This window comes from Pseudoxanthomonas sp. SORGH_AS_0997 (assembly GCF_031453535.1).
GTDB classification, from domain to species: Bacteria; Pseudomonadota; Gammaproteobacteria; order Xanthomonadales; family Xanthomonadaceae; genus Pseudoxanthomonas_A; species Pseudoxanthomonas_A winnipegensis.
The window spans coordinates 1,790,809-1,811,232 of record NZ_JAVIZI010000001.1 but is presented as its reverse complement, the minus strand read 5'-3'; the positions used below and the strand labels follow the sequence as shown (position 1 = coordinate 1,811,232).

The 20,424-nt window shown below is 68.6% G+C and carries 19 protein-coding genes; 6 read left to right on the top strand and 13 right to left on the bottom strand.

Going from position 1 to position 20,424, the window contains the following annotated elements; translation table 11 throughout:
* Positions 1-31: 31 nt before the first annotated feature.
* Together QE438_RS08060 and QE438_RS08055 are read left to right on the top strand one after the other, a co-directional pair.
* Positions 32-1,435 carry a mannose-1-phosphate guanylyltransferase/mannose-6-phosphate isomerase gene (locus tag QE438_RS08060; RefSeq protein ID WP_306991255.1) on the top strand — a complete coding sequence of 468 codons (1,404 nt, stop codon included), beginning with the start codon at positions 32-34 and terminating at the stop codon, positions 1,433-1,435.
* A gap of 178 nt (positions 1,436-1,613) precedes the next feature.
* Positions 1,614-2,978: an MFS transporter gene (locus tag QE438_RS08055; RefSeq protein ID WP_306991257.1), complete on the top strand. Its 1,365-nt coding sequence runs from the start codon at positions 1,614-1,616 to the stop codon at positions 2,976-2,978.
* Between the two features lie 80 nt (positions 2,979-3,058).
* Here the strand turns inward: QE438_RS08055 and QE438_RS08050 are convergent, their stop codons facing one another.
* Entirely contained in the window at positions 3,059-3,325 is a 267-nt protein-coding gene (locus QE438_RS08050; protein ID WP_130520958.1) for a GlsB/YeaQ/YmgE family stress response membrane protein, read from the bottom strand.
* Positions 3,326-3,434: 109 nt separating this feature from the next.
* A complete protein-coding gene (locus QE438_RS08045; RefSeq protein WP_306991259.1) occupies positions 3,435-4,925 on the bottom strand; it encodes a M20 family metallopeptidase in 1,491 nt (496 codons plus the stop codon).
* 229 nt (positions 4,926-5,154) lie between these two features.
* Between QE438_RS08045 and QE438_RS08040 the strand changes: the two genes are divergently transcribed.
* Entirely contained in the window at positions 5,155-5,493 is a 339-nt protein-coding gene (locus QE438_RS08040; RefSeq protein WP_130522970.1) for a helix-hairpin-helix domain-containing protein, read from the top strand.
* 286 nt (positions 5,494-5,779) lie between these two features.
* On the top strand, positions 5,780-6,385 hold the full coding sequence (locus QE438_RS08035; protein ID WP_306991261.1) for a HutD family protein: 606 nt from the start codon (positions 5,780-5,782) through the stop codon (positions 6,383-6,385).
* Here QE438_RS08035 and QE438_RS08030 read toward each other — a convergent pair.
* The 8 genes from QE438_RS08030 to QE438_RS07995 all read right to left on the bottom strand — a co-directional run bounded on the left by QE438_RS08030 (position 6,379) and on the right by QE438_RS07995 (position 15,578).
* Complete coding sequence (locus QE438_RS08030) at positions 6,379-8,004, bottom strand: sulfite reductase flavoprotein subunit alpha (RefSeq protein WP_306991263.1); 1,626 nt, start codon at positions 8,002-8,004, stop codon at positions 6,379-6,381. The genes QE438_RS08035 and QE438_RS08030 overlap by 7 nt on opposite strands.
* Positions 8,001-8,972, bottom strand: a complete 972-nt coding sequence (locus tag QE438_RS08025; RefSeq protein WP_306991265.1) for an FAD:protein FMN transferase — start codon at positions 8,970-8,972, stop codon at positions 8,001-8,003. The genes QE438_RS08030 and QE438_RS08025 overlap by 4 nt, the downstream gene beginning before the upstream one ends.
* A gap of 63 nt (positions 8,973-9,035) precedes the next feature.
* Positions 9,036-9,848 (bottom strand): DUF4198 domain-containing protein, encoded by an 813-nt coding sequence (locus QE438_RS08020; protein ID WP_130531752.1) that lies wholly within the window; start codon positions 9,846-9,848, stop codon positions 9,036-9,038.
* A gap of 47 nt (positions 9,849-9,895) precedes the next feature.
* The gene (locus tag QE438_RS08015; protein ID WP_130531751.1) at positions 9,896-10,423 is read right to left on the bottom strand and encodes a DUF2271 domain-containing protein; all 528 of its coding nucleotides are present in this window, start codon (positions 10,421-10,423) and stop codon (positions 9,896-9,898) included.
* A 24-nt stretch (positions 10,424-10,447) separates the two neighbouring features.
* Positions 10,448-11,083 carry a PepSY-associated TM helix domain-containing protein gene (locus QE438_RS08010; protein ID WP_306991268.1) on the bottom strand — a complete coding sequence of 212 codons (636 nt, stop codon included), beginning with the start codon at positions 11,081-11,083 and terminating at the stop codon, positions 10,448-10,450.
* A 121-nt stretch (positions 11,084-11,204) separates the two neighbouring features.
* Entirely contained in the window at positions 11,205-11,894 is a 690-nt protein-coding gene (locus QE438_RS08005) for a Fe2+-dependent dioxygenase (RefSeq protein WP_306991270.1), read from the bottom strand.
* A gap of 107 nt (positions 11,895-12,001) precedes the next feature.
* Positions 12,002-14,392 (bottom strand): catecholate siderophore receptor Fiu, encoded by a 2,391-nt coding sequence (locus tag QE438_RS08000; RefSeq protein WP_306991272.1) that lies wholly within the window; start codon positions 14,390-14,392, stop codon positions 12,002-12,004.
* Between the two features lie 277 nt (positions 14,393-14,669).
* Positions 14,670-15,578 (bottom strand): LysR family transcriptional regulator, encoded by a 909-nt coding sequence (locus QE438_RS07995; protein ID WP_306991274.1) that lies wholly within the window; start codon positions 15,576-15,578, stop codon positions 14,670-14,672.
* A gap of 118 nt (positions 15,579-15,696) precedes the next feature.
* On the opposite strand from QE438_RS07995, the gene QE438_RS07990 reads away from it, so the two are divergent.
* On the top strand, positions 15,697-16,884 hold the full coding sequence (locus QE438_RS07990; protein WP_309733313.1) for an MFS transporter: 1,188 nt from the start codon (positions 15,697-15,699) through the stop codon (positions 16,882-16,884).
* Between the two features lie 200 nt (positions 16,885-17,084).
* Here the strand turns inward: QE438_RS07990 and QE438_RS07985 are convergent, their stop codons facing one another.
* Positions 17,085-18,005 (bottom strand): LysR family transcriptional regulator, encoded by a 921-nt coding sequence (locus QE438_RS07985; RefSeq protein WP_306996078.1) that lies wholly within the window; start codon positions 18,003-18,005, stop codon positions 17,085-17,087.
* 151 nt (positions 18,006-18,156) lie between these two features.
* On the opposite strand from QE438_RS07985, the gene QE438_RS07980 reads away from it, so the two are divergent.
* Entirely contained in the window at positions 18,157-19,182 is a 1,026-nt protein-coding gene (locus QE438_RS07980) for an alcohol dehydrogenase catalytic domain-containing protein (protein WP_306991278.1), read from the top strand.
* 177 nt (positions 19,183-19,359) lie between these two features.
* Here QE438_RS07980 and QE438_RS07975 read toward each other — a convergent pair whose 3' ends face one another.
* Together QE438_RS07975 and QE438_RS07970 are read right to left on the bottom strand one after the other, a co-directional pair.
* Positions 19,360-19,695 (bottom strand): non-heme iron oxygenase ferredoxin subunit, encoded by a 336-nt coding sequence (locus QE438_RS07975; protein WP_130520933.1) that lies wholly within the window; start codon positions 19,693-19,695, stop codon positions 19,360-19,362.
* A gap of 9 nt (positions 19,696-19,704) precedes the next feature.
* Positions 19,705-20,232: a GNAT family N-acetyltransferase gene (locus tag QE438_RS07970; protein WP_306991281.1), complete on the bottom strand. Its 528-nt coding sequence runs from the start codon at positions 20,230-20,232 to the stop codon at positions 19,705-19,707.
* Positions 20,233-20,424: the final 192 nt, after the last annotated feature.

The following is a 20,424-nucleotide window of genomic DNA, read 5'->3' as shown; positions in this document are numbered from 1 at the left end:
CGACATCCCCCACGGAAGAGAAGCAGACGCCATGAGCAAACTGCAACCCGTCCTGTTGTCGGGCGGCTCCGGCACACGCCTGTGGCCGCTATCGCGCGAAGCCTATCCCAAGCAGTTCCTGCCGCTGGGAAACGAGAAAACAATGGTGCAGGCGACCTGGCTGCGGGTCGAACCGCTGACCTCACTGCCGCCGCTGGTGGTGGCCAACGAAGGGCACCGATTCCTGGTGGCCGAACAGCTGCGCGAGATCCGCGCGCCGCAGCCGCGCATCCTGCTCGAGCCGGTCGCGCGCAATACCGCGCCGGCCATCGCCGCCGCGGCGCTGTGCTCGCTGGAGGACGGGCAGGACCCGCTGCTGCTGGTGCTGCCCTCCGACCATGTGATCACCAACCCCGAAGCCTTCCGCAACGCGGTCGAGCAGGCCAGCCCGGCCGCCGAGGCCGGGGCCCTGGTGACCTTCGGTGTGGTGCCCAGCCATGCCGAGACCGGCTTCGGCTATATCCAGGCCGGCGGCGGTCAGGGCGTGCAGCCGGTGCTGCGCTTCGTCGAGAAGCCCGACGCGGACACCGCGGCCCAATATCTGGCCGAGGGCGGCTACTACTGGAACAGCGGCATGTTCCTGTTCAAGGCCAGCCGCTATGTCGAGGAGCTGGAGAAGTTCAACCCGCAGATGGTCTCGGCGGTGCGCGAGTCGCTGGCCAAGGCCAAGCGCGACGGCGACTTCATCCGCCTGGACAAGGATGCCTTCACCGCCTCGCCGTCCGATTCGATCGACTACGCGGTGATGGAGAAGACCGCCGACGCCAAGGTGCTGCCGCTGGACGTGGGCTGGAACGACGTCGGCTCGTGGTCGGCGCTGTGGGACGTGACCGAGAAGGACGCCAACGGCAACGCGGTCGAGGGCGACGTGATCACCGTGGACACGCGCAACAGCTACGTCTACGCCGAAAGCCTGGTCGCGCTGGTCGGCCTGGACGATGTGGTGGTGGTGGAGACCGACGATTCGATCCTGGTGGCCAAGAAGGACCGCGTGCAAGACGTCAAGAAGGTCGTGGCCCAGCTCAAGCACGACGAGCGCAGCCAGGCGCTCCTGCATCGCAAGGTCTACCGCCCCTGGGGTGCGTACGACTCGATCGACATGGGCGCGCGCTTCCAGGTCAAGCGCATCACCGTCAACCCAGGCGCGACGCTGAGCCTGCAGATGCATCACCACCGCGCCGAACACTGGATCGTGGTGAGCGGCACGGCCGAGGTCACGCGCGGGGACGAGGTGATCCTGCTCACCGAGAACCAGAGCACCTACATCCCGCTGGGCGTGACCCACCGGCTGAAGAATCCCGGCCGCCTGCCGCTGGAGCTGATCGAGGTCCAGTCCGGCAGCTACCTGGGCGAGGACGACATCGTCCGCTTCGAGGACCAGTACGGCCGCACCTGAGCCGCCGCCGCGGCATAGCCAATAAGTCGAAGGCCCGCCCCACAGGCGGGCCTTCGGCGTTTATAACGTTCGACTGCCCTCGCGCTGCGCTCACGGCCCAGGCCGTCAGCATGGCCCAAGCCGTCCGGCGCCAAGTCGCGAAGGCGATCCATTCCCCCCTCATCACAGCGAGGCCCGCATGAGCGTACCGACCGCCACCACCGCCGACCCGATGGCGCAGAGCCACCACAGCCTCAAACGCTCGATCTCCAACACGCTCAAAGGCTCGGCCGGCAACCTGGTCGAGTGGTACGACGTCTACGTCTACTCGGTCTTCGCGACCTACTTCGAGTCCAAGTTCTTCTCAGCCGGCGACAAGAACGCCACGCTGTACGTGTGGGCGATCTTCGCGGTGACCTTCCTGATGCGTCCGATCGGCGCCTGGTTCTTCGGCCGCTTCGCCGACCGCCACGGCCGCCGCGCCTCGCTGACGCTGTCGGTGACGCTGATGGCGATCTGTTCGTTCGGCATCGCCATCGTGCCGACCGCCGCGACCATCGGCGTGTGGGCGGCGGTGTTCCTGGTGCTGGCGCGCCTGCTGCAGGGCTTCGCCACCGGTGGTGAATACGGGGCCAGCGCCACCTACATGTCCGAGGCCGCCGTGCCGGGGCATCGCGGCCTGTTGTCCTCGTTCCATTACGTCACCCTGGTGGGCGGCCATGTGCTGGCCCAGCTGACGCTGTTCCTGCTGCTGACCTTCTTCACCCGCGAGCACGTGGTGGAGTGGGGCTGGCGCGTGGGCTTCGCCATCGGTGGCGTGTCGGCGATCGTGGTGTTCTGGCTGCGCCGCACGATGGACGAATCGCTGTCCAGCGCCGCCATCGAGGACGCCAAGTCCGGCGCGGCGCGCAAGTCCGGCTCGCTGCGCGAACTGTTCGTCAACCAGTGGCGCCCGCTGCTGCTGTGCTTCCTGATCACGGCGGGCGGCACGCTGGCCTTCTACACCTATTCGGTGACCGGCCCGAAGATGATCCAGACCGCCTTCGCCGGCGACGACATCATGAAGGGCACCACGCTCAACCTGGCGGCGCTGACGGTGCTGATGCTGCTGCAGCCGCTCGGCGGCTGGCTGTCCGATCGCATCGGCCGCAAGAGCCTGCTGGTGTTCTTCGGCGTGGGCAGCGTCTGCTACACCTGGTACCTGATCACCGCGCTGCCGCAGCAGACCACGTTCGGCGCGGCCTTCGCCATCCTGATGATCGGCTTCGTGATCCTCACCGGCTATACCTCGATCAACGCGGTGGTCAAGGCCGAACTGTTCCCGACCTACATCCGCGCCCTGGGCGTGGGCCTGGGCTACGCGCTGGCCAACTCGGTCTTCGGCGGCACCGCGCCGATGCTGTACCAGTGGGCCAAGGGCGCCAAGCAGATGGACGCCTTCATCATCTACGCCACGGTGGTGATGTTCATCTCGCTGCTGGTGTACATCTTCTTCCTGAAGAACAAGGGCGAGAACTGGCTCGACCACGAGCACGCGATGCACGCGCGCCACGGCAAGCGCTGATCGCGACAGGCTCAGAAGAAAAAAGGAAGGCCATCCGCGAGGATGGCCTTCCTGGTTCCAGGGCCTGCTGCGCCGTGGACTCAGCGGCGGGTGAACAGACTGGTCAGCCCCAGGATCACTACCGCGCCGAGCAGGGCGCCGAAGAACCCGGCGGGCTCACCGGCCGCATACCAGCCCATCTGCCGGCCGAACCAGCCGGCCAGCACCGCGCCGACGATGCCGAGGCCAATGGTCAGCAGGCAGCCCATGCGCGCGCTGTGGGGCGTGATCAGCCGTGCCAGCAGGCCGACCACGAAGCCGACCAGGATGATGTAGAGCCAGCTCTCGCTGCCGAACAGTCCGCTCATTCGCATGCCCTCGGGGATGATCGGCGCAGCCTAGCACCGCCACTTGGGGCGAAAAATGGCGGCGGAGGGCAGGCTACCGACGCGCGTTTCTCCGCGTTCATGCCTCGCCTCAGCAGCAACCGTGCTCGCCGTGCGCCTCGCCGCCGGCCACCGCCGCGGTGCCGCTGGTCAGGCCGGCCACGCTGGCGGCGTGGTGCGCGGCCAGCACATGCGACACGCAGGCCGTCACCCGCTTGCCCATCGGGATGTGCAGGAACTCGTTGGGCCCGTGCGCGTTGGAATGCGGCCCCAGCACGCCGGTGATCATGAACTGCGCGCCGGGGAACTTCTCGCCTAGCATGCCCATGAACGGGATGGTGCCGCCTTCGCCCATGTACATCGCCGGCTTGCCGAAGGCCGCCTGCGAGGCGTCCTCGATGGCCTGGGTCAGCCACGGCGACTGCGGCGGCGCGTTCCAGCCGGTGGAAGACTTCTCCAGCTTCAGCTCGACGTGGGCGCCGTTGGGCGGATCGCGCAGCAGCACCTCGTCCAGGATCTCGCCGGCGCGCTTGCCGTCCAGCGTGGGCGGCAGGCGCAGGGAGATCTTCACCGAGGTCTGCGGGCGCAGCACGTTGCCGGCCGAGGCCAGCGGCGGCAGGCCGTCGGCGCCGGTGATCGACAGCGCCGGGCGCCAGGTGCGGTTGAGCACCAGCTCGGTCAGGTCGTCGGACATCGGCGTCATGCCGTCCAGGAACGGGAACTTGTCGTAGACCTCATCGCCCAGCACCTGGGCCACCTTGCCGGCCTGCTCCAGGCGCTCGGGCGGGATCTCCACGAACAGTTCCTCCACGCGGATCCTGCCGGTGGCTTCGTCCTCCAGGCGCGAGAGCAGCTGGCGCAGCAGGCGGAAGCTGGACGGCACGATGCCCGAGGCATCGCCCGAGTGCACGCCTTCGCTGAGCACCTTGACGGTGAAGTTGCCGCCGGCCATGCCGCGCAGCGAGGTCGTGCACCACAGCTGCTCGTAGTTGCCGCAGCCCGAATCCAGGCACACCACCAGCGAGGGCCGGCCGATGCGCTCGGCCAGGTGGTCGACGTAGGCGGGCAGGTCGTAGCTGCCCGACTCCTCGCAGGCCTCGATCAGGATCACGCAGCGCGCATGCGGCAGGCCTTGTTCCTGCAGCGCCATGATCGCCGCCAGCGAGCCGTAGATCGCGTAGCCGTCGTCGGCGCCGCCGCGGCCGAAGAGCTTGTCGCCCTTGAGCACCGGCTTCCAGGGCCCCAGGTCCTCGTCCCAGCCGGTCATCTCCGGCTGCTTGTCCAGGTGGCCGTACAGCAGCACGCAGTCTTCGCCGGTCCCCGCGCCGCTGGCCGGGATGTCCAGGAAGATCAGCGGCGTGCGGCCTTCCAGCTGGATCACCTCCACCTGCAGGCCGGCGATGGGCTGCGCGCGCGCCCACGTCTCCATCAGCGTCACGGCCTTGGCCATGTGGCCGTTGGCGACCCAGTCGGCGTCGAACATCGGCGACTTGTTGGGGATGCGGATGTATTCGACCAGCTGCGGGACGATCTGTGCGTCCCACAGCTGACCGACGAAACGGTCAAGGCGTGCGTTATCCATGGCGCTCAAGCTTTGAAATGAACGCCTATGGTACCCCCGCCGCTTCCGGTGCCCGATCGGGCCGGCCTGGGGGTAGGACTTTTCCTACACGCGAACGGGGTGTTGCCCGGCAGCCGTGGAGGCGCTGCGCCGATATCGTGGCGGTGCGAGGAGGGAGGAGACTGGCTGCACCGGAAGGCGTAGGGAACCGCCCCGGCACAACCATCCTCATCGCACAAGGAGTGTCGCCATGAAACCCGTTTCGATCCTGATCAAATCGCTGATCCTGTCGCTGGCCTTGTCGGCCGGCGCCTTCGCCGCCGAAAGCCGCGTCAACATCAACACGGCCGATGCGGCCGCCCTGGACGCCACGCTGTTGAACGTGGGCGCCAGCAAGGCGCAGGCCATCGTCGACTACCGCAAGGCCAACGGCCCGTTCAAGAGCGCCGAGGAGCTGGCGATGGTCAAGGGCATCGGCCTGAAGACGGTGGAGAAAAATCGCGATCGGATCGAGGTGGGTCGCTCGGCGGCCGCACCGAAGAGGCCTTCCGCCGCGGCTGCACCGGCCAAGCCGGTCACCCGCCGCTAGAAGGCAAGCATGGTCACGGGGCGAAGCGGTGCCGGATGCATCGCTTCGGTCTGACGGGCAGGACGCTGCGTGACAGGCATGGACGCCGACAAGGACGTAGCCCGTTGACGAGGGCAGGGCAGGACGCCAGCAAGCTGGGCACGATGCCGACAGGGATGTACCGCCGCCCGGGTGCGCCGCACGCACCCGGGCGGTTTCCTTTTTGCGCGCCGAAAATGCCCAGTGGCCGCGGCCCGAAGGCAGCGCACGCTCTAGACTGGCGCCCCTGTCCACGCTCCCTGCGGCCATGCCGACCAGTCGTGTCATTCCCGCCAACGAGTACCGCCGCGAACGCTGGCGCAACCAGCTCGGCTGGACGCGCCAGATCGCCACCGGCGGGCGCGACGACCAGGACTGGTACTGGCGCCTGTCCATCGCCGAGATCGAGCGCGACGCGCCGTTCTCGCCGTTCCCGGGCATCGAACGTGAGCTGGTGCTGCTGCGTGGTCAGGGGCTGCGGCTGTGCTTCGAGGACGGTGAGCAGGTCACCCTGCATCCGCCGCACGACCGGCTGCGCTTCAGCGGCGCACGCGGCGTGCGTGGCGAGCTGCTCGACGGGCCCACGCACGACTTCAACCTGATGTGGCGCCCGGAGGCGCTGCAGGCCGAGCTGCTGCTGCGGCCGCTGGTCGGGCCGATGCTGTTCTTCGCCGATGCGCGCACGCATTGGGCGATCCATCTGATCGGCGGGCAGGCGCGCTTCGACGCGGCCAGCGGCCTGCCGCCGCTGTGGAGCGGCGACAGCGCGCTGCTGTATGGCGCGCCGGGCCGCACGCGCTATGCGCTGGAGGGCGGCGGCGAGCTGATCGCGGTGAAGTTCACCACGCGCGACGCCTCCGACGATCCTCAGTAGACGTCGCGACGATAGCGTCCCTGCAGGCGCAGCGACTCGACCGTCTCATCGCCGAGCACCTCCCGCAACACCGCATCCACGCCCGGGGCCATGCCGTCCAGGCTGCCGCAGACGTAGAGCGCCGCGCCGTCGCGCACCCAGGCCTGCAGGAGCTCCCCCGCGGCCCGCAGCGCGTCCTGCACGTAGTGGTGTCCGCCCGGGTCGCGCGAGAACGCCAGGTCTACCCGCTCGAGCCAGTCATCGTCCTGCCAGACCACCAGATCCTCGCGGTAATGCAGGTCGTGGTCGCGCTGGCGCTCGCCGAACAGCAGCCAGTTGCGGCGCGCGCCCTGCGCGATGCGGGCCTTGAGCAGCGCGCGCAGGCCGGCGATGCCGGTGCCGTTGCCGATCAGGATCAGCGGCACGTCCGCCGCGGGTGGATGGAAGTTGGGATTGGCGCGCAGCCGCAGCGCGATCGGTGCGCCGATCGGGGCGTGATCGCATAGCCAGCCGCTGGCCAGGCCCGGGCTGCCGTCGGGGCGCTGCATGCGGCGCAGCAGCAGGTGCAGCGCGCCGTCGGCGGGCAGCGAGGCGATGGAGTACTCGCGGTGCGGCAGCGGTGCCAGCGCCTCGATCAGCGCCTGTGGGCCGGTTCCGGCCTGCACACTGTCGGGTAGCTGGCGCGAGGCGAGCACGTCGGCCAAGGCGGTGTCCTGATCGTCCACGCGCACCTTCGCGCCGCCGTCCACGCCGTGCGCCTGCAGCCAGGCCGCGACCGTCGCCGGTGCATGGCGTGGGCCGATCTCGACCAGGTCGCCTGCCTGCCAGTCCGGCATCGCCTCCGGCGGCGTCAGGGCCAGGTGATAGACCGGACCGCCGACGCTGCCGGGGTTGCGCAACGCGCGCTCAGCCAGGGTCCAGGCCTGGTAACACGGCGCGCTCCAGTCGCGCAGGTCGGCATCGCCGGTCACCAGCGAGAGGTGATGCTGCCAATGGCGCAGCGCCGCCTGGTCGGCGTTGTCGACCTCGACCCGGTCGAACAGCGGCAGCGCGCCATGCGTGCGCAGCCACGCATCCAGCTGCCGGCCGAAGGCGCAGAACTGCGCATAGGTCGCATCGCCCAACGCCAGCACGGCGTACTGCAGGTCCGCCAGGGCGGCCGGCCGCGCCAGCACGTCGCGCACGAAGCCCAGCGCCGGCTCCGGCGGATCGCCTTCGCCGGTGGTGCTGACCACGAACAGCGCGCGCCGGTAGCGGGCCAGCCGCGCGCCATCCAGCGCGGCCAGGTCGAGCAGGTGCGTCGGCGTGCCGGCCTGCTCCAGCGACTGCGCGGTGCGCTGCGCCAGCTGCAGCGCGAAGCCTGTCTGACTCGCATATGCGACGAGCACCGTGTCGGTGCCGATGGCGCTGGCCGGCGCGGCCGGCGTGCGCCGCGTGCGCCACAGGATCCAGCCGGTGAAGCCGACATACGCCGCCAGGCTGGCACCGGCCCAGAGCCAGCGCGACGGACGCGGCGCGCCCGGCCACCAGGTGCCCGGCTGCCAGGCGAACAGCGCCGCCGCCAGCGCCGCCAGCAGCGCGAGCACCAGGGCATTGCCCCAGGCGGCGCGCGGGATCGCAGGACGCGGCAGGGCGCTCATGCCGCCAGCGCGGCCTCGAACTGCGGCGTCATGCGCTCGCTGGCGCCCTGCGCGCCGCGCACCACGAAGCGCGCCGCCAACCCATGCGCACGCGCGAACGCCAGTCCTGCCTCCCATCCCATCACCGTCAGCGCGGTGGCCCAGGCGTCGGCCTCCATCGCCGTGGCGGCCAGCACGCTGACCGCGGCCGTGGTCTGCTCGACCGGGCGGCCGTGGCGCGGGTCGAGGGTGTGCGAATAGCGCGTGCCGTCCTGTTCGAAGCGGTGCCAACGATCGCCCGAGGTCGCCACCGCGCAGGTCTTGAGTGCCAGCACGCGCGGCGGCAGGCCGCCGTCCTCGTCGGCGCCGGTCTCGACCAGCACGCGCCAGGGCGTGCCATCGGGCTTGCGACCGCGGCCGGCGAGCTCGCCGCCGACTTCCACCAGCGCATCGCGCAGGCCGCGCGCGTGCAGCGTGTCCAGCAGCAGATCGACCGCGTAGCCCTTGGCGATGGCCGACAGGTCCAGCTGCGCGCCGCCGGGCTGGAACAGCTGCGCCCCCTGCGCGCGCCATTCCAGGTCGCGCCAGCCGGGGCGCTGGCGCACCTGCTGCAGGGCGCGATCGGCGGGGCGGCCAGGCAGGCCCGCTCCGGCGCCGAATCCCCAGGCCTGGACCAGCGCGCCGCAGGCCGGATCGAAGGCGCCATCGCTGGCGCGTGCGATGCGCAGCGCCGCCTCCATCACCGTGGCGAACTCGGCCGGCAGCGTATGCCAGGTCCCGGCGGCGGCGCGGTTGAAGCGGCTCAGGTCCGAGCCCGCCTCCCAGGTACTCATCTGCGCAACCACGCGGTCCAGCTGCGCCTGCAGCGCATCGTGCAGGCGATGCAGGTCTGCGCCGGCCGCGACCACGAGGCGCGCCGACCAGGTCGTGCCCATGGTCTGCCCACCCAGGCGGGCCAGTTCGAGAGGAGTGGCGACGGCGGCAACCATGCGAAGGCGGGAGCTCGGGACAGACAGGGCGCAGGCGCATCCGCGCCATGCGCCCATCGCGGCTTACTGCGGCATCACTTCCAGCGTGGCCACGTAGTTGAGGCGGCGCTGCTTGGCCTGCGGCAGCGAGGTCTTGTCGTCCTCGCTGCTGGCGTTGAGCCAGTACATGCCCGCGTCCGGCCAGGTCACGGAGAAGGCGCCCTGCGCGTCGGTTTTGGCCTTGATCTCTTCCTGCGCGTTGCGATAGCGGGTGCCGCCGCGGATCACGGTGACCTCCACGTTCGGCGCCGGCTTGCCGTCCAGCACCAGCTTGAAGCTGGCCGCCTCACCGGCGACCAGGTCGCTGGGCGCGGTCACCGGCACCAGTTCCAGGCCCACGCCGCTGGGCTTGAGCGCGGTGGCGGTGGGGGCGCCATGGGTGACGAAGGTCTCCACGCGCGAGGCCATCTGCGAGACCTGCAGGTTCTTGGCGTTCTTCGGCACCTCGGCGGCGAACTTGGCCGCGTCGCCGCGCCAGCGCTTGCGCTCGCCATCGGCGGTCTCGTAGCTGGCGAACAGCCCGCTGCTGACCGAGGCGATGCGATAGGTGCCCTCCTGCTTGAGCTCCACGTCGAACACGCTGCGGTACTTGCCGGTGGAGGCGTTCTCCGGCTTGACGGTCGAGCCGTCCGGCGCGGTGATCACCAGATCGTCCAGGCGCATCGGCACGTGTTCGAAATAGAACAGGTCGTTGGACACCGCCGCATCCACGCTCACCCACGGATCGTTGCCCGAGAAGGTCGTGCCCGAGGGCAGCAGCCACTGCTTGTGCGCGGCGGCGGAGAAGGAGGTGACGGCGGCGGCCAGAGCCAGCGCCAGGGTCAGGGAACGCTTCATGCGGGATGCTCCGGTTGCGTGTGCGAAGAACGACGGCGGATCGGGGATCAGGGCTTGATCGTCAGCGACACCGCGCCCAGTTCGGAGGCGCCCTGCGCCTTGCCCGACTGCGCGGCGGTGGCCGGCCAGGTGAAGGGGATCTTGAGCAGCTCGCGGCCGCCGACCTCGCGCGCGGCCTCGACCACCAGGGTGTAGCTGCCCGGGGCGAGGCCGGACAGCTGCGGGCTGTTGCCGGCGAAGTCCAGCGTCTGCACGCCGGCCGGGCGGGTCGGGCCGGTCACGCCGTCGATCGGCAGGTCCAGGCTACGGCCGGACTTGCGCCACCACTGGCGCAGGTCGGGCAGCCACTTGGTGCCGTGGCCTTCCTTGGTGTCGGTGTTCTGGTACCAGACCGCCAGGTTGGACGCGGCCTTGCCGTCGGCGCCTTCCACGTACACCGCCACGTAGGGGCGGTGGTACTCGGCGACGTTGAGCTTGGGGATCTCGACCTTGACCTGCATGGTGGCGGCGGACGCCGGCACGGTCAGCAGGCCGCTGAGCGCGAAGGTCAGGGTGATCGGGACGGTCTTGGTCATGGCACGCAAGTCCTGTGGGGAAGGTCAGTGAATGAAGATCAGCGCCAGCAGCAGCGGCACCAGCAGCCCCAGGCCGACCATCGGCCAGGTCATGCGGCGCTGGCCGGCATGCAGCTGCAGCAACAGCAGGCCGGTGATGCAGAACACCAGGCAGGCCACCGCGAACAGATCCAGGAACCAGCTCCAGGCCGTGCCCGCGTTGCGGCCCTTGTGCAGGTCGTTGAACAGCGAGATCCAGCCGCGGCGCGTGGATTCGTACTCGATCGCGCCGCTGGCGCGGTCCAGGCTCAGCCAGGCATCGCCGCCGGGGCGCGGCAGGGAGACATAGACCTCATCGGCCGACCACTCGCCCTGGCGCCCAGACAGGCTGATGTCCAGCTCGCCTTCGATCCAGTCGCCGACCACGCGCGGCAGCGGCGCATTGCCGTCCTCGCGCGTGCCCAGGGCCTGGCGCAGCGCCGGCGGCAGGGTGGCGCTGAGATGCACGATCTGCGGCTTGGCCTCGATGCTGGCCGCGTGGTTGAGCGTGATGCCGGTGGCGGCGAACAGCAGCATGCCGATCAGGCAGATCGCCGAACTGATCCAGTGCCACTGATGCAGCGTGCGCAGCCAGAAGCCGCGGCGTTGCTGCGTGGAGAGCGGGTCGGCGGCCTGGGCCAAGTGGGGATGTTCCGTTGCAGCGGGAGAGGCGAAATGCGCGCGGCATTACACCACGAATGAGAATCGGTCTCAATTAAATCCCGCGCCGCCTCGATGACCTTCCGGCCAGCGTGCAGTCCACTCAGACCTCGGCCCAGCCGCGCAGCAGGTTGTGATACACGCCGGTCAGCTGCACGATCGCCTGCGCATCGCCGCCGCTGGCGGTCAGCCGCTGGATGGCGGTGTCCATCTCCAGCAGCAGCCGGCGCCGGCCTTCGTCGCGCACCATGCTCTGCACCCAGAAGAACGAGGCCAGCCGCGCGCCGCGCGCGACCGGGGTGACCTTGTGCAGGCTGCTGGAGGGATACAGGATCAGGTCGCCGGCCGGCAGCTTGACCTCGTGCTCGCCGTAGGTGTCGCTGATGATCAGCTCGCCGCCGTCGTACTCGTCCGGCTCGCACAGGAACAGCGTGCACGACAGGTCCGAGCGCACCTGCTGGCGCGGCTGCCCCGGGCGATCCACGGCCATCACCGAACCATCGACGTGGAAGCCGTACTCCCCGCCACCGGTGTAGCGGTTGAAGCGCGGCGGCAGCGTGCGCAGGGGCAGGGCGGCGGCGAAGTACAGCGCATTGCGCTCCAGCGCGGCCAGCACCTGCTGGCCCAACTGCTCGCGCAGCGGCGAGGCGTCGGGCAGCTGCTGGTTGCGTTTGACCTTCGCGCCCTGCGCGCCGACGGTCTCGCGGCCGTCGGTCCACTCGGCCGCTTCCAGGGCCTGCCGCATGTGGCGGACCTGGTCGGCATCGAGAATCTGCGGGATATGCAGCAGCATGGAAGGATTCCCTACAACGACGCACGGGAAGGCGTGCCTTCCCGTGCTGGAGTGCCGGTCGCCCGGCGGTCTTGTGCCATCAGACCAGCGGCATCAAGCCTAGCCCGTCAGAAGCGGAAGTCCGCGCTGAGCAGGAAGGTGCGCGGCGTGCCCGGAGTGTAGCGGTAGCCGCTCTTGTTGATCGCCGCCACGTAGTCCTTGTCGAACAGGTTGTAGCCGTTCAGGCGCAGGCTGAAGTTGCGCGAGAGGTCGTAGGACACCACCGCGTCGTACACCGTGTAGGACTTGGCGTACTTGGGCGTGCCCACCGCGCCGTCGCTGCCGCGGTGCATCTGGCCCGAGTAGCGCACGCCGCCGCCGATGGTGAGACCAAACGGAAAGCGATAGCTGGTCCAGCTGGTGAAGGCGTCGTCCGGGGTATAGCTCAGGTTGGGCGTGCCGTCGGCGCTGATCGACGGGCCCTCGGTGACCTTGGTCGACATGGAGGTGTAGCCGGCCGAGACGCTCCAGTTGTCGGTGATATTGCCCACCGCCGAGAGCTCAACGCCCTTGACCTTCTTCTTGCCGGTCTGGGTCGGGTTGCCGAAGTCGTCCACGACGTTGGCGTTGATCTCGTTGGTCACCTCGGTCTGGAACAGCGCCAGGTTCAGCGCCAGGTTGTCCAGCACGTCCCACTTGGTGCCGACCTCGAAGGTTTTGGCCTTCTGCGGATCGGCATTGATGCTGTTGGCCGCGCCGTCGGCCGCGGCCAGGGCGAAGTTGGCCCCGCCCGGCGGCTGCTGCGACAGCGCCCAGTTGGCGTACAGGCTGACCGCATCGCCGGCCTTGTAGACCGCGCCCAGCTTCCAGTTGAACAGCGTATCGCTGGTGTCGGTGTCCACCGTGGTCACGCCGCTGCCGACCGGCGCGCCGTTGCACGGCACCGCGTTGCGGCCGGTGCCGTTATTGCAGATGGCGCTGGCCTGGTACTCGGTCTTGTAATGGTCCAAGCGCACGCCGCCGGTCAGCAGGAAGTTCTCGCCGAACTTCAGCGTGTCGAAGGCGTACACCGAGGCGGTGTCGGTCTTGCCGTAGCTGCCGGTGCCGTTGTGGTACCAGGCCAGCGTGCCGACGGCATTCCAGTCCGGGTCGTAGAGGTTGGCCGCCGGCAGGCTGCCGGTGGTGCCGAAGTTGCGGTTGAACTGCTCCTCGCGGGTCAGCTCCAGGCCGGTGCTCAGGTTGTGCACGACCGCGCCGGTGGAGAAGTCCGCGCGCAGGTTGAGCTGGTCGGTGATGATCTTGTTGCGCTGGTCCTTGAAGGTCGGCAGGCTGCGCGCGACCGTGTAGGTGGACAGATCGCCCGGGTTGGTCCACTTGACGTTGCCGCCCAGGGGATTGGCCGCCGTGCCGCCGGTGGTCATGAAGGCGCTGAGCAGGTAGTCCTGCGTCGTCTCGCCCCAGCGCGCCGTATTGGTCAGCTTGAGCGTGTCGGAGAAGTCGTGCTCGAGGATGAAGGTCGCCTGCTTGGCTTCCACATCGTCGTGGTCCAGGCGCGTGCCGTAGAAGTTCTCCGGATCGACCGGGTGGCCGGCCAGCTGCGCCAGGCCCGGCTGCGGCGTCCAGCCCGGCAGGCCGATGGTCGGCACGAAGCCGTCCGGCACGTTCTCCTGCTTGACGTAGTACAGGTTCAACCATGCGCGCGTGGCGCCGTCCAGGTTGAAGCCCAGCGAGGGCGCCAGGCCCCAGCGCTTGTTTTCCACGTGGTCGCGGCCGGGCACGTCGCTGTCCTGCCACATCGCGTTGAGGCGCAGCGCCAGGCCGCCGGCCAGCGTCTGGCTCCAGTCGGCCGTGCCGCGGCGCTGATCATCGGTGCCGCCGGAGAGCGTGCCGGAGACCGCGTCGTGCAGGGTGGCGCGCTTGCTGACCATGTTGATCGCGCCGGTCGGCGCGCTGCGGCCGTTGTCGGTGCCCGCCGGTCCCTTCTCGACCTCGATCTGATCGATGTTGAACACATCGCGCGAGATCGAACCCAGGTCGCGCACGCCGTCGACGAAGATGCTGCTGGAGCTGTCGAAGCCGCGCATGTAGATGGCGTCGCCGGTGTTGGTGCTGCCGTTTTCGCCGGCATAGAACGCGCCCACGCCGGGCGAGTTGCGCAGCGCCTCGGTCAGGGTGGTGGCGCCCTGCTGGTTGAACAGGTCGCTGGTGATCACCTGGATGGTCTGCGGCGTGTCCTGCAGCGGCTGGGTGAACTTGGGCGAGGCCACGGCCTTGGCCTGGATGCGCGAGCCGTGCACGTCGATCTTGTCCAGGGTGCGCGCGTCGCCGCGGTGATGGCGCTGGCCATCGTGTTCGTCCCGGTCGTGGTCGCGCTGCTGGTCGGCGGACGCGCCCGGCGCGTCGATCCCGTCGGTCGCCAGGGCGGTGCTCGGCAGGGCCAGCGCCAGCGAGGTGGCCAGAGCGGCGGCGGTCAGCGGGCGGGCGCCCGGAAGGTGCTTGCGGGAACGGATGTGCGACATGTCAGCGGTGCTTCCAATGAAGTGAAGATTGGTTCCCCCATTGGCGACGGCTGACGGGAGTGCGGGGCCACACGCGACCAGGCCCCCAAGACCAACCGGGGAGCGACGGCATCGCGTGAGGCGGAAGGCGGCCTGGGCCAGGCCCGGGCGCGCATTCCTTAACGGGTCGTGATTGTAATGAGAACGATTTGTATTCACAACCGTTCAGCTCGGTTTGTCGCGCGATGTGAGCTGCATCCCCCCGCGTGAGGCCGTCGACGCGGACTTCAGCGCGCGACTAGGCGATCCGCAGTTCCGAGGCGAGCAGGTCCAGGATGGTGTGGACCTTGGGCAGCAACTGCCGGCCGACGGGCCAGACCAGATTCAGCGGCAGGCCGTCGGTCGTGTAACCCGGCAGGATCGGCACCAGCGCGCCGGAGGCCAGGTCCTCGCGCACCAGCCAGGTCGCCAGCTGCGCGATGCCGCAGCCGGCCTTGACCGCGGCGACCTGGGCCTCGCCGCTGCCTACGACGATCCGGCCCTCCATGGTCCGTCGCTCGACGGCGCCGGCGTCGTGCGCGATCAGCCAGGGGCTGGTGGAGCCGTCGGCCTTGCCGTACAGCACCGCGTCGTGGCGGGACAGGTCCGCCAGCGACGCCGGCGTCCCGCTGCGCGCCAGGTACTCGGGCGAGGCGCTGAAGATCAGGCGCTCGCTGCCGAGGTAGCGGTGCCCCAGCGACGCCGGCCAGTGATCCGGACCGCCGATGCGGACGGCGACGTCGATGCCTTCCTCCAGCAGGTCGACGAAGCGGTCGGTCAACGAGACATGCGGGCGCAGGTGCGGATGCTGCTGCGCGAACCGCAGCAGCAGCGGCCAGACCTGCAGCCGGCCGAACGCCGCCGGCGCGTCCAGCCGCAGCCGGCCCACCGGCTCGTGACGCTGGGCCGCTAGGACGGCTTCGGCTTCCTCCAGGTCGGCGAGCACGCGCACGCAGGTGCGATAGAACGCCGTGCCGGCGTCCGTCAGCGCCAGCCGGCGCGTGGTGCGCTCGAACAGACGGCTGCCCAGCCGGTCTTCCAGGCGCGCCACGCTCTTGCTGACGGCCGAATTGGTCAGACTCAGCCGCTCGGCGGCTGCCGTGAAGCTGCCTGCGTCGGCGGTCGCGACGAAGGCTTCGATGCCCTTGAGGCGCTCGGAAGGAGTCATCTACCGTGCCCGGATTATGGAAATTGAGTCCATAGTAGGTTGAAGAATGATCCGGGATGGGAATCCGGTTCGCCAATAAGCTGGCAGGCCTACGTCTGGTACCCGGAGCCTCATCTCCATGTCTTCCCTGTCCGCGCCGAACGCGGCCGTTCCGGCGGGTCGCGGCGGTCTGTCGATCGTCGACATCCTCGCGGTGGCCGCCTTCGTCATCGTCACCACCGAATACCTGATCGTCGGGCTGCTGCCGGCGCTCGCCCGCGACCTGGAGATCTCGATTTCCGCCGCCGGTCAGCTCGTGACGCTGTTCGCCTTCACGGTGATGCTGTTCGGCCGGGTGCTGACCGCGCTGCTCTCGCATGTCGAACGCAAGCGGCTGTTCGTCGTCATCCTGCTGATCTTCGCGGCGTCCAATGCCCTGGCGGCGATCGCGCCCAATGTGTGGGTGCTGGCGGTGGCGCGGTTCATTCCGGCGCTGGCGCTGCCGGTGTTCTGGGGCACGGCCAGCGAGACGGCCGGACAGATCGTCGGGCCGCAACGCGCGGGCCGTGCCGTGTCGCAGGTGTATCTGGGCATCTCCGCCGCGCTGCTGTTCGGGATTCCGCTGGGCACGCTTGCCGCCGATGCGATCGGCTGGCGCGGCACCTTCTGGATCCTGGCCGGGCTGTCGCTGCTGATGGCCTTGGCCCTGACCGTCTTCATGCCGAGGGTGGCCAGGCCCGAACGGCTGCGCCTGGCCGAACAGACCCGCATCCTCAAGGACCCGTTCTTCGTCGCCAACGTCGTGCTGTCGGTCGTCGTGTTCACGGCGATGTTCACCGCCTACACCTATCTGGCCGACCTGCTGGAGCGCATCGCCGGGGTGGCGCCGGCGCATGTGGGCTGGTGGCTGATGGGCTTCGGCGCGATCGGCCTGCTCGGCAACTGGCTGGGCGGGCGCCTGGTCGATCGCAGTCCGCTGGGCGCGACCGCGGCCTTCGCGCTGCTGCTCGGCGTGGGCATGGCGGCCAGCGTGCCGCTGGCGGGCTCCGCTGGGCTGCTGGCGGGCGCGCTGGCGCTGTGGGGCATCGCCTACACCGCGCTATTCCCCATCTGCCAGGTGCGGGTGATGCAGTCCGCGTCGCATGCACAGGCGCTGGCCGGCACCTTGAACGTCTCGGCCGCCAACGCCGGGACCGGGCTGGGCGCGGTCATCGGCGGACTGGTGATCCCGCAATGGGGGCTGGGCAGCATCGGCTATGTCGCCACCGGCATCGCCGTATTGGCGATCCTCATGGTGGCGGTGGTCGCGCGTTTGCGGGAGCGGTGATGGGTCGTTGAAAGCGCCGCAGTGCTTACCGGGCCTTGCACGTCGCGTTTTGGTGCATGCCGGCGACACGCAACATCGGCATCACCGAGCGATGAAAAAGTCGGCGCATGGCCGGCCAGGTGCGGCGCGTAACGCTGGAGAGTTCGGTCGCGGTCGTCGCGCGGCCACCCTCACTCACTGGGAGGCGCGTGTCGGATCTTCTAATCGTCCGCAAGTGTTTCAGTCAACCTACCGATCAGCGCTCTCAGGCCGGACGGTACATGGCGATTGCACGGGTAATAGAGGCACAAACCCGGAAACGCGGGACACCATTCTTCAAGAACTCGTTTGAGTCGGCCGTCCTTGAGTGCTTTTGCCGCCAGATGGTCGGGCACGAAGGCGATGCCTATTCCGTCGATTGCGGCCTCCACCATAAGCGGTTGGTCGGTCAAAGTGAGAGGCCCGGAAGGGTTGATCCGCTCGAAAACGCCCTGGCGCTCAAATTCCCACCGGTAGATCGCACCGCTTTCGAACCGGAAGCGGATGCAGTCATGGTCGTAGAGATCCTGCGGCACCAGTGGAGATCCGCGCTGCTCGAGGTACTGGGGCGACGCGAGCGCCGCAAAGCGGACCTCGCCCATGATCGGTATGGCCACCATGTCTTTTGGTACGGCTTCGGCCAATCGGATGCCCGCATCGAAACCCTCGGCGACAATATCGCTTAGCTTGCCATCACTGAATATTTCGACGTGGACGCGAGGGTGCTCGCGCAGAAAACGCGCGAGCACCGGCCAAAGCGCCAGCCGGATAGCGCCTTCGCTGGCATTGATCCGCACGATGCCGCTCGGCACGGGGTCGTTGGCCTCCAGTTCCCGAACCGCCTCGTCGATCGAAGCCATTGCCGGCTTCAATTTCGCGGCCAGACGTTCCCCGACCTCGGTCAAGGAGACGCTTCGCGTCGTCCGGTTGAAAAGGCGGACGCGCAACCGTCGCTCGAGGACCTTGATCGAATGGCTGATCGCCGATGGGGTGATGTCGAGTTCGGCCGCGGCGGCGCGGAAACTGCGATGAGCCGCAACCGCCAGGAACGCGGCGAAGGCCGAAAGATCATTGCCCTTTGATTGAGAAATTACTTTCACCATGGAATCAACTATTAAGCGGATTGTCGCGACAGTCAATGCGCCATAGGCTTGAATGAGGGCACGGCATCGACGGTTCCACGCCAGCGGCATTGCGGTGAATCCCTGGTTCCCAGCCCTGCAGTGATGACCACCTGACAGCGAGGAAATGTCGATGAAGATGAAGGCAGTTGTGATGACCGGGGCGAACAAGCCTTGGGAAGTTCATGAGGTTCCTGTGCCCAAGGCAGAACCAGGGCTGGTCCTTGTGAAAGTTCACGCCTCCGGCATGTGCTACACGGACGTGTGGGCAACCCAAGGTGCCGGCGGCGACATCTATCCCCAGACGCCGGGTCACGAGGTGGTCGGCGAAATCGTGGAAGTCGGCGTGGGCGTTCACACGCGCAAGGTGGGAGACCGGGTCGGCACCACCTGGGTGCAGTCTTCATGTGGCCGATGCCCTTACTGCCGCCAGAACCGCCCGTTGACGGGCCAGACGGCAATGAATTGCGTGTCGCCCAGGACCACTGGCTTCGCCGCGCAGGGCGGGCACGCACAGTACATCGCGATCTCCGCGGAAGGGACTGTCTTGCTGCCCGATGAGCTGTCCTACACGGACGCCGCGCCGATGATGTGTGCGGGCTATACCACCTGGAGCGGTCTGCGCGACGCGGAGCCGAAACCCGGCGACAGGGTCGCGGTGCTCGGTATCGGCGGGTTGGGCCACGTCGCTCTGCAGTTTTCCAAGGCGTGCGGATTCGAGACCATCGCGATCACCCATTCACCGGACAAGCGGGAACTGGCGATCAAGCTCGGCGCCGACCACGTCGTCACCAATGCTGAGGAGTTGCTGGAGGCCGGCGGCGCGGACGTGCTTCTGATCACCACCAACGATTTCGAAGCCGCCGAAAAGGCGCTGCCCGGCGTGAATCCAGATGGCCGTATCGTCCTTTGCGGGCTCGATTTCAGCAGGCCGTTCTCGATCCCGTCAGACGGCAAGCCCTTTCACATGATGCGCCAACGCGTGGTCGGCTCCACGCATGGCGGGCAGCACTATCTCGCCGAGATTCTCGCTCTTGCCGCAAAGGGCAGGGTCAAGCCGATCGTCGAAACCTTTTCGCTCGACCAGGCAACCGAGGCATACGACCGGTTGTCCTCGGGGAAGATGCGGTTCCGCGGCGTGTTCCTGCCTCACGGCTGATAAGGTTCCAACGCCTGGAGTGCTTCCGGCAGCCGAAGGACCGCCGGAGCCGCTTTGATCGGAGAGTGCCTGGAAGGCCGCTTCCTCTTGGGAGGAGCGGCCTGAACTGGTTTGGAGCCCGCGCGATCAGCAGAAAAGCCGGCGCGAAGCCGCCCGGTGCTGGGCAGGACGGAGGCGTCAGTCGCGGTCGTCGCGCGACCACACGCCGCCGTGTTCCACCTTGACCGGGAACTTGGGCACCGGCGCATAGGCCGGCCCGCACAGCGGCACGCCTTCGCGGATATCGAAGCGCGCGCCGTGCAGCACGCACTCGATGCTGCCGGTCTCGGCATCGAAGGTGCCTGCCGCCGAAAGCTCGAATTCGGCATGGCTGCAACGGTCCTCCAGCGCGTAGAGATCGCCGTCCAGGTTGAACACCACGATCGGCGTGCCGGTGACCTCGTCGAAGCCGCTGCGCATCTCGCCCGGCAGCAGCTCCTCGGTGGCGCAGACGAAGGTCCAGGTCTCGCTCACGGCCGGCTCCTAGACAAGGGCTTTCTCCAGCACCTCGAAGCGCAGGTCGTCGCGCAGCGGCGTGCCGAAGCGCGCATCGCCGTACGGGAAGGGCTTGAAGGTGCCGGTGCGCACGTAGCCGCGGCGCTCGTAGAAGGCGATCAGGCTCTCGCGCACATCGATCACGCTCATGCGCATCACCTCCACGCCCAGTTCCTGGCGGGCGATGCGCTCGGCCTCGACCATCACGTCCTTGCCGATGCCGGCGCCCTGCAGGGTGGGGCGCACCGAGAACATGCCGAAGTAGCCGGCATCGCCTTCGCGCGCCACGTGCGCGCAGGCGACCAGCGCGTCGTCGCGATAGGCCAGCAGCACGCGGCTGTCGGCGCGGCTGAGGTCGTGTGCCAGCACTTCGCGATCGATGCGCTGGCCGTCGAGCAGGTCGGCCTCGGTGGTCCAGCCGGCGCGGCTGGCCTGCCCGCGATAGGCCGAGGTCACCAGCGCGGTGATCGCCTCGATGTCGTCCAGGGTGGCGTTGCGGAAGGTCAGTTTGGTCATCGGCCCATTGTAAAAGGCCGGCGGCTTCGTGGGAGCCGCCATGGCGACGATGAGGCTTTACCGGTAGAGCCACTCGCCGCCAAGGCGGCTCCCACCTGTAGAGCGGAGCTTGCTCCGCTGCTCTTCGGTCGGTTCGTGGGAAGGCCCCAGCGGAGCAAGCTCCGCTCTACAGGCAGGCCGCTGCGGGACTTG

Bases quoted from the DNA above. Each gene is read 5' to 3' on its own strand.
- QE438_RS08035 (WP_306991261.1), top strand. From the start codon at position 5,780: ATGCCGACCAGTCGTGTCATTCCCGCCAACGAGTACCGCCGCGAACGC.
- QE438_RS08045 (WP_306991259.1), bottom strand. From the start codon at position 4,925: ATGGATAACGCACGCCTTGACCGTTTCGTCGGTCAGCTGTGGGACGCA.
- QE438_RS07990 (WP_309733313.1), top strand. From the start codon at position 15,697: ATGTCTTCCCTGTCCGCGCCGAACGCGGCCGTTCCGGCGGGTCGCGGC.
- QE438_RS08005 (WP_306991270.1), bottom strand. From the start codon at position 11,894: ATGCTGCTGCATATCCCGCAGATTCTCGATGCCGACCAGGTCCGCCAC.
- QE438_RS07970 (WP_306991281.1), bottom strand. From the start codon at position 20,232: ATGACCAAACTGACCTTCCGCAACGCCACCCTGGACGACATCGAGGCG.
- QE438_RS08060 (WP_306991255.1), top strand. From the start codon at position 32: ATGAGCAAACTGCAACCCGTCCTGTTGTCGGGCGGCTCCGGCACACGC.
- QE438_RS08040 (WP_130522970.1), top strand. From the start codon at position 5,155: ATGAAACCCGTTTCGATCCTGATCAAATCGCTGATCCTGTCGCTGGCC.
- QE438_RS08000 (WP_306991272.1), bottom strand. From the start codon at position 14,392: ATGTCGCACATCCGTTCCCGCAAGCACCTTCCGGGCGCCCGCCCGCTG.
- QE438_RS07980 (WP_306991278.1), top strand. From the start codon at position 18,157: ATGAAGATGAAGGCAGTTGTGATGACCGGGGCGAACAAGCCTTGGGAA.
- QE438_RS08025 (WP_306991265.1), bottom strand. From the start codon at position 8,972: ATGGTTGCCGCCGTCGCCACTCCTCTCGAACTGGCCCGCCTGGGTGGG.
- QE438_RS08055 (WP_306991257.1), top strand. From the start codon at position 1,614: ATGAGCGTACCGACCGCCACCACCGCCGACCCGATGGCGCAGAGCCAC.
- QE438_RS08030 (WP_306991263.1), bottom strand. From the start codon at position 8,004: ATGAGCGCCCTGCCGCGTCCTGCGATCCCGCGCGCCGCCTGGGGCAAT.
- QE438_RS08020 (WP_130531752.1), bottom strand. From the start codon at position 9,848: ATGAAGCGTTCCCTGACCCTGGCGCTGGCTCTGGCCGCCGCCGTCACC.
- QE438_RS07985 (WP_306996078.1), bottom strand. From the start codon at position 18,005: ATGGTGAAAGTAATTTCTCAATCAAAGGGCAATGATCTTTCGGCCTTC.
- QE438_RS07995 (WP_306991274.1), bottom strand. From the start codon at position 15,578: ATGACTCCTTCCGAGCGCCTCAAGGGCATCGAAGCCTTCGTCGCGACC.
- QE438_RS08015 (WP_130531751.1), bottom strand. From the start codon at position 10,423: ATGACCAAGACCGTCCCGATCACCCTGACCTTCGCGCTCAGCGGCCTG.
- QE438_RS08050 (WP_130520958.1), bottom strand. From the start codon at position 3,325: ATGAGCGGACTGTTCGGCAGCGAGAGCTGGCTCTACATCATCCTGGTC.